This window comes from Paenibacillus endoradicis (assembly GCF_024721975.1).
On sequence record NZ_JANQBB010000001.1, the window covers coordinates 412818 to 425404 of the forward strand.

Below are 12587 nucleotides of genomic sequence, written 5' to 3' on the forward strand. Positions count from 1 at the left end.
GATATGGGTATACCCTTCTTTCGCTTTATTTTCCGTAAAATGTGGAATACTCGTTGGCTAACATTAAGTACTTTATTAGGACTTATTGTTGCTGTCGCATTTGCCACAAGTATTCCAATGTACGCTGATGGAGCATTAAAACGAGTTATTGCACAACAATTGAAGGTAGATAGTGAAAGTAAACCTGCAGGTTCATTAATGATGAAGTATCAAGGTGTACCTTCAAATGGGAATAACTTGGATGGTTTGCTTTCAGTTGAGAAGTACATACAAGAAAATATCCCTAAAACGATTGGTTTTCCACATGATATTTTCGTACAACAATACGCCATTCGACCAAGTAATGTAACTCCTGTCTTTCCTGATAAGGTCGATGCGAGTCGCACACGTTCATTGAGTATTCAATCAATGAGTGGTTTAAAAGATCAAAATGAACTTGTTCAAGGTCAATGGTTCAGTGACAAGCTTACCGACAAAGGTGTTTTGGAAGCTGTAATGATTGAGGAAGGCATGTACCGTAATGATGTACATGTAGGCGATCTATTCTATTATCGTGCAGATAATAGCAAACAAATCGTCGTACAAATCGTTGGTATTGTGTCACCACTCGATGTCTCAGATGCCTATTGGGCGCAAGGTATAGAATCGCAATTCGGTACATTATTTGTCGACGAAAAATTATTTCAAGAAGAAATATTGAAAAAGCAAAATATCTTTTTACAGTCTGCAACTTGGTATTATTCATTTGATCTTTCTACAATAAAGAGCAGTCAAATTAATGAACTGGCATCCACTTTAAATCGTCTGGATATTGAATTGTACCAACGACTTAAAGATACGAAAGTAGAGCAGTCATTCGCAGAGACGCTGAAAGAATTCCGTAAGCAAAGTAATGAATTACAAACGATGTTATTTACTTTAGCTGCTCCTATGCTTGCAATGGTTATTTATTTCATTATGATGAATGCGAGACAATCGCTAGATAAACAACGCAGTGATATTGCTGTTCTTCGTAGTAGAGGTGCTGGAACAAGGCAAATTGTAGGGATGTATGTTGTAGAGAGTATAATGCTCGGCATTGTTGCTCTCGTTATCGGACCGTTAATTGGTTGGTATATGTCAAAAAGTATTGGTTCTGCAGACGGATTTTTATCCTTTGTCAATCGAAAATCAATTACGATAGGATTTTCAGTTGAAACGATAATTGCAGGCGTTATAGCTGTTATCGTCGCATTATTAGCGACAATTATACCTGCTGTACAGTACGCAAGAGCTTCAATTGTTAGTTACAAGCAAGACTTAGCACGATCTGATAAAAAGCCATTTTGGCAAAAATGGTATCTTGATATCATATTGGTACTTGTTACCGTCTACGGTTGGTATTTATTCAATGAACGCCAACTACTTACGCTTAATTCAGGCGTTTCAAGTGATCAAATGCAGATACAACCATTTTTATTCTTTGTACCTGCGATAGCGATTTTTGCACTTGGTTTACTATGTCTTAGAATTTTCCCTTGGATATTAGCATTTTGCAATTGGCTGGGTAAGAGGTACTTACCTGTATCTTCTTACTTAACGTTAACACAATTATCTCGATCATCTAAAGGTTACTATCCGTTGATGACACTACTAATTCTAACGATCGGTCTAGGAGTTTATAATGCTTCGGCAGCTCGGACGATAGACTTGAACTCGACGGAACGAACTCTTTACAAAAATGGTGCTGATGTTATTATACAAACCAATTGGGGTGGTATACCCGAAAAAATTACTACTACCAAACCTGATGAAGGTAACAATGGCGGTAATAATGGTGGTAATAACGGAGGTAATAACGGAGGTAATAATGGAGGTAACGGCGGAAACGGTGGTGGAAACGGCGGAGGCGGTGGGAACAATAACCAACCTCAAAAATTACTGTATACAGAACCCCCATTCGAAGTATTCCGTTCTAGTCCTGGCGTAGAAAATGCAACAAGGGTACTTCAGTCAAAAAACAATATTATAGTATCGGGTAAGACCGTTGGTAAAGGTACGATTATGGGAATTGATAATAAAGATTTCTATGATGTAGCTTGGTTCGGAGAAGATTTATATGATGTCGATCCAGCATATTACTTATCATTCCTTGGATTGGCTGAGCATGGTGCACTTATACCTGAAAATATAGCTGAAAAATATCAACTTAAGTTAGGAGATATCGTTTCTGTTAGTTTCACAGATGGAACATTAGAGTTTACTGTGCAAGGTATCGTACCGTTTTGGCCTAATCTATATCCAGATAGTGAACCATTCTTAATCGCTAACTTGGATTATATTTATGATCAATTACCTCTAATTCCTTATGAAGTATGGGTAAAGATGGAGCCCGATGCGCTTGTTGCTCCATTACTTGAAAATCTAGCTGCGAATAAATTAGATGTAGTTACATGGAAAGATGTACGTAATGATCTACTTATTCAATCGAAATTACCGACAAGAGGTGGCGTATTTGGAATTTTAAGTCTTGGATTCCTCGTTACGATTGCGGTTACTTTAGCAGGTTATCTACTATACTGGTTCTTCAATTTGTCAGGTAGGGTTGTTCAATTTGGTGTACTTCGTGCCATGGGACTATCGAAGTCACAGTTAACTAGCATGTTGCTAATTGAACAAATCTTAACTGCTGGACTTGCAATTGGACTTGGATTTGGTATAGGAAAAGTTGTAAGCTACATCTTCTTACCATTTTTACAATCAGCAGACAATGCCTCAGAAATGGTTCCACCATTCCGCGTTATCTTCCAAGCTAGCGATACGAATCAATTGATGCTAGTCGTGCTTGTGATGATGTTAATTGGTGCGACGTTCTTACTCCTTCATATCAAAAAGCTTAAAGTGCATCAAGCTGTGAAAATGGGAGAGGAGCGATAAATCATGATCTATTGTGAAGGTTTAGTAAAAATATATAAAACTGACGACTTGGAAGTTGTCGCTCTACAGGGCTTGAACTTAACCGTAGAGAAGGGCGAATTGATGGCTATTATCGGAAATAGTGGTAGTGGTAAATCAACGCTCTTAAATACGCTAGGTGGCTTAGATCGTCCGTCTGCAGGTCAAGTTAAAGTTGGTCCTTGGGATCTACTGAAGATGACTGAGGAAGAACGAGTAAGTTACAAACGCGATACAGTCGGATTTATCTGGCAAAATAACGCACGAAATTTATTACCTTATTTAACTGCATTAGAAAATGTTGAAATGCCAATGATGCTTTCTGGAAAGTTGGATCGTGCATATGCGATGCAACTTCTAGAATGGGTCGGTTTGAAACATCGAATTCATAATAAACTGCACCAGCTTTCAGGCGGTGAGCAGCAGCGTGTGGCAATAGCAATCTCATTGTCTAATCGTCCAGAGCTTCTATTAGCAGATGAGCCTACAGGGTCGGTAGATACAGCGACATCAGATATGATTATGAATATTTTCCGTAAGCTTAATAAGGAGATCGGTGTCACGATTGTTATCGTTACACATGATATGACTTTGGCCAGTCAAGTTGACCGCGTAGTTGCGATCAGAGACGGATTAACAAGTACGGAGTTTGTAAAACATAATCCAGAGATCGGATCGCATGGGGAAGGTTTTGTATCGCTATCAGCTCATACATCACAAAATGAGCATGTTGCTTATGTGGTCGTAGATAAAGTTGGTCGTCTGCAAGTTCCGAGAGAATACTTGAAATCAATGGATATTAAAGATAAAGTATTAATGGAATTTGATGGTGAGAAGATTACGATTAGAGCTCCACATAAAGTTCAGACTGAGGAATAAGCTGTTTAACTAATTTTGTCCCCTTATAGAAAGCGGTGTAGATAGAGTTCGAGAAAGTTGAACTCATCACTGTTAACTATGAGGGGATTTTTTAATATTTATAAAATAGTAATAAAGATAATATGATTATTTTGTGTTTGCATGATTTTGTTAATAATGGGTAATCTATCGTTATCTTTGGCTCATGCTTCCGAAGCAACTTTTCGTTACTAGGAAGTCAATCAAGGAGAAATGAAAAGTTTTAGGAGGTAACAATAGATGTGGATATATTGGATTAGATTATATGAATCAAAATTTCAAGCTAGTTGTGTCGTGCAGAGAATGGAGAATGACTATTGGATGTATGGTCTTGATTGTCCTCAAGAAATTGAAATTTTTAAATCATTAAAGGGAAGGTATGGTGTAAAGTATTTATTAAATAAATCCCGTAAATTAATATAGTATATGAAACAAACCAAAATAAAACATAACAAAACTGTTAAATTTTATGCTTTAAAATAAAGAAAATAAAAATTATTAAAAAATGCTTGACGTAATATAGTCGGATGTTGTATATTAATACATGTCGCCGTTGCGATAACGTAAGAAATGGCAATGACGCGGGGTGGAGCAGTTGGCAGCTCGTCGGGCTCATAACCCGAAGGTCACAGGTTCAAGTCCTGTCCCCGCAACCAACCTTTGGACATAATGAGTCATCATTATATTATCAAGGGCCCTTAGTTCAGCTGGTTAGAGCAGTCGGCTCATAACCGATTTGTCGGGGGTTCGAGTCCCTCAGGGCCCACCATTAGTTACATACCCTTGCCGGGGTGGCGGAACTGGCAGACGCACAGGACTTAAAATCCTGCGGTAGGTGACTACCGTACCGGTTCGATTCCGGTCCTCGGCACCATTTTTTACTTGCAATACTGATTTTTCAATTGAATATTGTATACATAGTACTACGCCGGGGTGGCGGAACTGGCAGACGCACAGGACTTAAAATCCTGCGGTAGGTGACTACCGTACCGGTTCGATTCCGGTCCTCGGCACCATTTAATTTATCAGATTTACACTATTATGTAGCAATTTCATTGAATAATCCAAACCTCTTCAAGCTTAGCTTGAAGAGGTTTTTTTGTTGCTCTTTTAGATGTTCTGGACTTATGCGTAACTTGGAGTAGTTAATTATTTCTGATCGTGTGAAGTAAGATTCCTTTAATAGTAAAGGTTGTATTGTCAATAGTTTTTAGATGGAATGAAAGAAAAATTTTAGAATATGGACAAAATTTGACAAATGAGAGAATTATCATAAATATTTCAAAATAGTATTGACGGAAGAGAAGTTTATGGGATATTATCACTGAGGATGATAATTATTCTCAAAATTCTCAATTAGCAGTTTTCACGGCTAATATTTTTTTGAGTCATCAGTGAGAATGATAATCATTAATTATATTAATCAGGAATTCGATAGCTTAAACTATTTTACCAGCTCTTATCTAAGAAGTTGGATGAATTGATTGAGCAGTAGAATTCACTACATGATATTCAGAGGAGAAGATTAGAAATGAAATTCAAATGGTACAAACAGCTTTCATTAGTTATTGTTATTGCAATGCTTATAAGTGCTTTACCCGTTTATGCAGCATCGTCTGATGAAAGGGATTTGCTATCAGAGGCTATTGAAGAAGCTAAGGTAGTAACGGAAAAAGATATAGCACTTGTAACAGCAATAGAGTTAGCTGTAAAGGCATTGGAAAATGAAAATAGTTCGCTTCCGCAATTAGTAGATCTTACTGATCGTTTGAATGAACTGGTATCAATTAATGATGACGTATTAGATTCATTAAGAGATATAAAGATTGATTATGTAAAATCATCTGATTTAATTACTTCATTTAACGATACTTTTAGTAGTTACTTATCTAATGTAAAAGTATATGAAGCAGATGGTCAATCATATCTTCGCCTTACCATGAAAGCTCAACCGTCAATAAATCTTGCTTTTACAGTTGAAGGAAAAGCAGGTACAGTAGCGCAATATGTTGACACAAATGTATATGTATATGACTATAAGATTTCTAGTATAGAAGAGCCTGTATTGGGTCTGTTAAGCTATAAGGCTGGTGCTCACGTTGGTATGCATGATCACTACATCGTGATTGACCAGGATGCAACTGCAGAAGACCGTACCGGATTGAAAAATGCTATTGCAGCAGCAACTGCCATCGAAAAAGATGGTAAAGCCGCTAAAAAATTGTTAGCATCGCTAACGGCTGCCAAGAAAGTAAATAATTTAATTACACGCAATGCTGAGCTGATAGCTGCAACTGTAGATCTGAATGCTGCTATTTCCGCTAATCTAATTATAACAGATGAAGATCAGGCAGCATTTGAAGTAGCGCTTGGGAATGCTAAAGCTGTTGAAGATAAGGATGTTGCACTTGTAACAGCAATTGAGCAGGCTGAAAAAGCTGCTGAGAATGAAAAAACTATTTTAGCTGAGCTAGAGTTTCATGCTGATCGTTTGAATGAGCTAGTAGCAATTAATGAAGAAGTTAAAGATTCATTAAGAGATGTAACTACAATTGATTATGTAAAATCATCTGATTTAATAACATCTTTTAACTCTACATTTAGTAAGTATTTATCAAATGTAAAAGTATACGAAGCAGCTGGGCAGTCCTATCTTCGTGTTACTATGAAAACTGATCCGTCAATAAATCTTTCATTTACGATAGAAGGAAAAGTTGGTGCAGTAGCGCAAGTTGTTGAAACAAATGTATATGTCTATGATTATAAGATATCTAGTATAGAAGAGCCTGTTTTAGGTTCTCTTAGCTATAAGGTTGGTACTCACGTTGGTTTGCATGATCATTACATAGTTATTGACCAGGATGCAACTACTGAAGATCGTACCGCGTTGAAAAATGCTATTGCAGCAGCAACAGCTATCCAAAAAGATGGAAAAGCTTCTAAAAGATTGGTAGCAACGTTAACAGATGCAATGAAATTAAGTAATTTAATTACTCGTAAAGCTGAACTGATCGCAGCAACTACAGATCTAAATGCTGCTATCTCCGCTAATTTAATTATTACAAATGAAGATCGTCAAGTATTTGATGAAGCACTAGAAGTTGCAAAAGCTGTTGAAGGTAAGGATATTGCACTTGTAACGGCAATTGGGCAAGCTGAGAATGCTGCTGAGAATAACGCTACTATTTTAGCTGAGCTAGAGTTTCATGCTGATCGCTTAAATAAGCTAGTATCAAATAATAATAAAATTATAAGTTCATTAAGAGATGTAACGACGATCGATTATGTAAAATCTTCTAATCTAACGGAACTTTATAATACTATGTTTAATGAATATTTTTCAAATGTAAAAGTATACGAAGTAGATGGTCAGTCTTATCTTCGTATTACAATTAAAAATGAACCGACAAAAAATCTTACTTTCACTGTTGAGGGCAAAGCAGGTTCTGTATCGCAATATGGTGAAAATAATGTAAACACATATGATTATAAAATATCAAGTACAACTGAGCCTTTACTAAGTTCATTTAGTGTTACTGTTGATGGGGCAAGTTCAACTGAACAATATCTTGTAATTAATCAAGATGCAATTGCAGCAGATCGTGTCGCGTTGAAAAAAGCTATTACAACAGCAGAAGCGGTTACTAACAAAAAAGAAGCACTAGTTACAGCAATTGCGAATGCGAAGAAGGTAGATAATCTACTTACTCGTAAAGCGGTATTGAACGCTCAAACTACAGCTTTAACAGCTGCAATTGCAGCAAACGGCACAACAGCACCTCCTACAAATGTTGAAATTCATGAAGGATCTGGGTTAGAAGTTGGTAAATATACAATTCCACTAACTGTATATACAGCTAACGGAAAAGAAATCTCAATTATGAATGGCTATGTAGCTGCTGATGCTCGCCTACAAGTTACTAAAAATAGTTTGAAAGTATATGTCCTTATGACTGATGCTTCGATGATTAAATCTCTAGAAGTTGATGGCAAGAAGGCATCAGTTGCTGAAAGATATAAAGCAGATGATGTTGCTCGTTACAGCTTTGAAGTATCTTCATTAACGGGATTATTATCCGGAAGTGTTCATGTTGTTGCTGTACTTGATGGGGTAGAAATTTATGATACAACTCATGACATTTCTATTGGATTCGGTTCTCCGTCTAAAGTAGACAAATGGGAAGATGAAGGCTACAGCAAAGGTGATCCGACTACACCAGGAACTGGTACTGAACAACCAGGAGGAACTGGAACTGACACAGGTACAGGTTCTAACGGTGGAGAGTCAAACGGTAATAATGGTGGGTCAACAAATCCTACTCCTAAGTTCACAGATATTGATAATAGTTGGGCAAAAGCTGCGATTGAACGTGCAGTAGCATTAAAACTTGTAACTGGTTATACTGACGGTACATTTAAACCGAATCAAGAAGTTAATCGTGCTGAGTTTACTGCCATTATAGTACGTGCGATGAAACTTGAAGCTGCAAAAGGTGAAGTGAAATTTGCTGATGCGGATAAAATTCAAGGTTGGGCTAAAGAGTTTATTCAGCAAGCAGTAGAGGCAGGTATACTGACTGGTTACAACGATAATACATTCCGTCCTACTGGAAACATTACACGTACAGAGGCAGCGGTTATGATTGTTAGAGCGTTAGGTCTAGAACTTGTTTCAGAAGATGAGCTAACTTTCGCTGATGCGTCTAACATTCCTGCTTATGCAAGAGCATATGTAGCAACAGCAGTTAAGTATGGTTTAGTAGTAGGATATAGCAATAATACATTTGGTCCTGAAAAAGTAGCTACTCGTGCAGATGCGATTACACTAGCACTTCGTGCACTTGATTACAAAGCAAGCCATAAATAATTGATTGAGAGTACATGATAAGTAATACACTCGTAAAAAAAGAAACTTGACGCCAAATCGGCGTCAAGTTTCTTTTTTGTATGCAACTCTTTAAAATCACCTATTCTAAAAATACTAATAATTGCTGATAGGACGCCTTTTACATAGTCATCCTATCAGCTTGCAAGATATTAGACTGATTAAGAATGATGACGTCTTCTTTTAGCAATTACAAGTACCCTTTGCCCAGGTCTGATACGAACAACGATTGTTTTTCTGTGTTTACTCATAGAGGGCACCTCCTTATATCAAGATAAATTAATGTATGAAAATTTTTCTGATTTGCTCTAGACGGATATAATGATTTTATTTTTTGTGTGCTTCATATAGTTAAACATACCGCAAAGATAATCGGAATTGTATCGTTTCTTTTCCGACTGATAATAGTATGAATTACTGATAGGATGGGGGAGCAAACTCGTGACAGTAACGGATTATATCTATAATTTAGTATTGAAACCCAGAAAACTATCTACTTGTATTACCAAATTTCTAGACCGTAAATATATATACATGGTAAAATAATGAAAATATCCTAATAGGAAGGTGATTTATTAATGAAAAAATAATAGTTTGTTCATTAATAGTAGTTGCAGTTATAGTTGCGTTAGTATTTCTTCCTAAGATATATGATAACTATAATGAAGCAAGAGTAGAATCAAAATTGGAGGAATTAAGAACAGAAGCGGATCAGCTAACATAAAAGTATTATGGTCGAATGTAACATCCACAGGAGATTTAACAGGGAAAATAAAAAACAACTCATCTGTAGATATAGAAGGTTATTTTGGAATATACTTTTTTGATAAAAACGGCGAGGTAACTTATGTAAGGGATTCAATTCCAATACCCGGAGATGGTGTGGCGGCTGGTGATGAAATAATGTTTAGTGTACCGGTAAATACATTTGAGTATTCTAGCTACAGTATACAAGCCGATATTATAAGGGAAGTTGATTAATATTGGTCGATAGAAGTGATTAATTATGGAATAATGTACTCATGCTAAAACCACCTTCATAGGTGATTTTTTTCATATATATAAACATCAACAACAAAGGACACTATACAATATGAACAATCTAGAACTTCTAAAATTAGAAATACAACAATGAGGATTTACCGATGATGAACTAATTAAGTATATAGAATATCTCTTCTTCTATATACCTATTTTGTCGATAATGATCGAATAGTGGGAAATATGGAAATCGGAGGTAATAAAGCTGGAAAATAAAATATTTACTGTATTTCTAGGGCTTTTAATGTTACTAGGATGTTCAGAACAGCCAATTGAGTACAAGCTGAATAAAGAATACTCCAATAAGATTTCAAGTAATATCGCACTTTCATTACTTGAATTCACAGAAATTATGGAGGAGTATGACAAACTTGCATTCAAAAGTAATGAGTCTTCGGAGAGAGAAGAATTATTAGGTGATTCTTTATTTGCTATACAAGAAAGATTATCAGTCAAAATTAAGGAACTTTCGAAGGAAGAAAAGATTATATTAAATGATATTATGTTTAGTTATAATACCGGAGTCTCCTTAAATGTATCTCTCTTAAAAAGTAGTCATAAACTTGCTTTAATCAACAAAGACATGGATAATAACGAATATGAAAATTATATAAATATAGATGATGCAATGAAAGAAGTAAAAGAGACATCTAGTGAGATTCTTAATAAATTAGATAAGTATCTCGAAAAATAATAATAATCAACTTTAAGTCTGCCCGATAATAGGTAGGCTTTTTTTTGCTCAATAACGAAAGTGAAAAAATATATAATGCAAAAAAACACAATTAAAGAACAAAAAAACCATCACCTTTCAAGGATTGGATCCTTAAAGATAATGGTTATTAATTATAATATTCTGTTAGAATGCGAACCCTACAATTATATATGGGAATAAAACGATAAGAACCCTTAATACATATAGTCTGGTAGGACGGGTGGGGATCGAACCCACGACTTCTACCCTGTCAAGGTAGCACTCTCCCGCTGAGTTACCGTCCTATGCAATACAAAGTATAATAGCATAGGATGATGTTATTTTCAAGCCATAATCTAGTAAATTATAGCAGGGTAATCTATATTTATTGATTATTGCAACATTATGAGTTGTTAAAACGTTTATGGAAGTAGTTAGTAGTAATTAACTAGTTAATCAAGAAGTGAAAAATTAGGAGGATATATGATGAAGAAGAAAAGCTTACTTACAGCAGTGCTATCATTAGTGCTTCTACTAGCAATAACACCGGTTCTACATGCATTTTCAGATGTGTCAGGTCACAAAGCAGAAAGCCATATTTTAAGTTTGAAGGAGCGAGGCGTTATTAACGGTGTTAGTTCAGGAACATTTAATCCAGATAGTGAATTAACATACGCTCAGGCTGTTTCCTTGCTTGATAGAGCATTTGAACTTGACCTAAGTCGTTTTCGTTTTGTGAAACAACCTCTAGCTAGTGATATGTACAGTAATGTTGCTGATGATCAATGGTACTCAGAAGCATTTGTAGATGGTTATTACAATGGTGTGGAATTCGCTGCTGATGTAGATCCAAATGCTTCAATCAGTCGCCAGGAGTTTGCGTCTATCTTAATGGATCAAGTAGATCGAAAAGGTAATTACCCACTCATTATGATCTATATAGATTACATTGATGCTAAGGAAGTAGAGCAAGACTATAGCAATGCTATTCAAAAACTACTTATTCTAAATTTCGCTGAGCTTACTGAAGATCACAAGTTTAAACCTACAGAAGCCGTTACTCGTGGTGAAGCAGCGATTTGGTTGGATAAAGCACTTATCTTTGCTGATACGATAAAAGGCAATGAAGAAGTTCAGCCTTCAGTATTACCTAGCAATGTAAAGTTGACTACAGAAGCATTAACTGACACTGTAAATAAAGTAACTATTTCAGCTGATGTACCTCATCCAGGTTATGGAATTAAAGTGACTCATATTAATTTTGTTGATAATATCGCCTATGTAGATATCGAGATTGTGGAGCCCAATCCTGATATGATGTATCCTCAAGTGATTACTAACGTATCGACATCTGTATATGTAGATAAACAATATAAAGTTGAATATGTAGAAAAACAATATAACAGTGAAGCTGTAGCACCATAATAATTGTATGAGAACGCTGTATAGTGGTCATTCGTTGACTATCTATACAGCGTTTTTCTGTTCAGGAACCGAAAAACGATCAAGCATTCAATTCTTCTAATTGACTTCTATAAAAAAAACTTCATAATGATACTATTAATTAATACGAGGTGAATAATGATGAAAGCATTAATCGTTATCGACTACACCATTGATTTTGTTACGGGAAAATTACCATGTGGTGATCCAGGCATTGCTATTGAGCATCGTATAGCGGAACTAACGCAACAATTTATACAACAAGATGAACTGGTTGTAATGGCTGTAGACTTACATGAGGAGAATGATCCATTCCATCCGGAAACGAAGTTATTCCCCCCACATAATATTAGAGATACAGAGGGTAGAACGTTATATGGAACCCTTCAACATATATTCGAATTAAATTCCGATCGCATTTATTGGATGGATAAAACTCGTTATAGTGCATTTTGTGGAACAGATCTTCATCTGCGTCTTAAAGCTCGTAACATTAATGAACTTCATCTGGTTGGAGTATGCACCGATATTTGTGTATTGCATACTGCGGTTGATGCGTATAATCTTGGGTACAATGTAGTTATCCATGAAGATGCAGTCGCTAGTTTCAATGCGGCGGGACATGACTGGGCGCTGGGTCACTTTCGAGGATCTTTAGGCGCTCAAATTGTTAGTAACAGGGAGTAGGTAAAG

The 12587-nt window shown here is 36.1% G+C and carries 7 protein-coding genes and 5 tRNA genes; 11 read left to right on the forward strand and 1 reads right to left on the reverse strand.

All coding sequences use genetic code 11. The annotated features are described in order from the left end of the window. Positions 1-3 precede the first annotated feature (3 nt). From NV377_RS01770 to NV377_RS01810, 9 genes are all read left to right on the forward strand, one after another. A complete protein-coding gene (locus NV377_RS01770) occupies positions 4-2916 on the forward strand; it encodes an ABC transporter permease (protein ID WP_258199461.1) in 2913 nt (970 codons plus the stop codon). A gap of 3 nt (positions 2917-2919) precedes the next feature. Continuing rightward, entirely contained in the window at positions 2920-3813 is an 894-nt protein-coding gene (locus tag NV377_RS01775; RefSeq protein ID WP_258199462.1) for an ABC transporter ATP-binding protein, read from the forward strand. Between the two features lie 258 nt (positions 3814-4071). Continuing rightward, entirely contained in the window at positions 4072-4254 is a 183-nt protein-coding gene (locus NV377_RS01780; RefSeq protein ID WP_258199463.1) for a hypothetical protein, read from the forward strand. Positions 4255-4411: 157 nt separating this feature from the next. Next, positions 4412-4487: transfer RNA gene (locus tag NV377_RS01785), tRNA-Met, on the forward strand. Between the two features lie 36 nt (positions 4488-4523). Further along, positions 4524-4600, forward strand: a tRNA-Ile gene (locus NV377_RS01790). Positions 4601-4616: 16 nt separating this feature from the next. Continuing rightward, positions 4617-4705 (forward strand) — tRNA-Leu (locus tag NV377_RS01795). A gap of 53 nt (positions 4706-4758) precedes the next feature. Beyond that, positions 4759-4847: transfer RNA gene (locus NV377_RS01800), tRNA-Leu, on the forward strand. A gap of 515 nt (positions 4848-5362) precedes the next feature. After that, positions 5363-8698: an S-layer homology domain-containing protein gene (locus NV377_RS01805; RefSeq protein WP_258199464.1), complete on the forward strand. Its 3336-nt coding sequence runs from the start codon at positions 5363-5365 to the stop codon at positions 8696-8698. 1303 nt (positions 8699-10001) lie between these two features. Then, positions 10002-10451, forward strand: coding sequence for a hypothetical protein (locus NV377_RS01810; protein WP_258199465.1), 450 nt, complete (start codon positions 10002-10004; stop codon positions 10449-10451). Positions 10452-10681: 230 nt separating this feature from the next. Here the strand turns inward: NV377_RS01810 and NV377_RS01815 are convergent. Further along, positions 10682-10756: transfer RNA gene (locus tag NV377_RS01815), tRNA-Val, on the reverse strand. A gap of 178 nt (positions 10757-10934) precedes the next feature. Here NV377_RS01815 and NV377_RS01820 point away from each other — a divergent pair. Continuing rightward, positions 10935-11876 (forward strand): S-layer homology domain-containing protein, encoded by a 942-nt coding sequence (locus NV377_RS01820; RefSeq protein ID WP_258199466.1) that lies wholly within the window; start codon positions 10935-10937, stop codon positions 11874-11876. A gap of 159 nt (positions 11877-12035) precedes the next feature. Next, positions 12036-12581, forward strand: a complete 546-nt coding sequence (locus tag NV377_RS01825; RefSeq protein ID WP_258200335.1) for a cysteine hydrolase family protein — start codon at positions 12036-12038, stop codon at positions 12579-12581. Positions 12582-12587 lie beyond the last annotated feature (6 nt).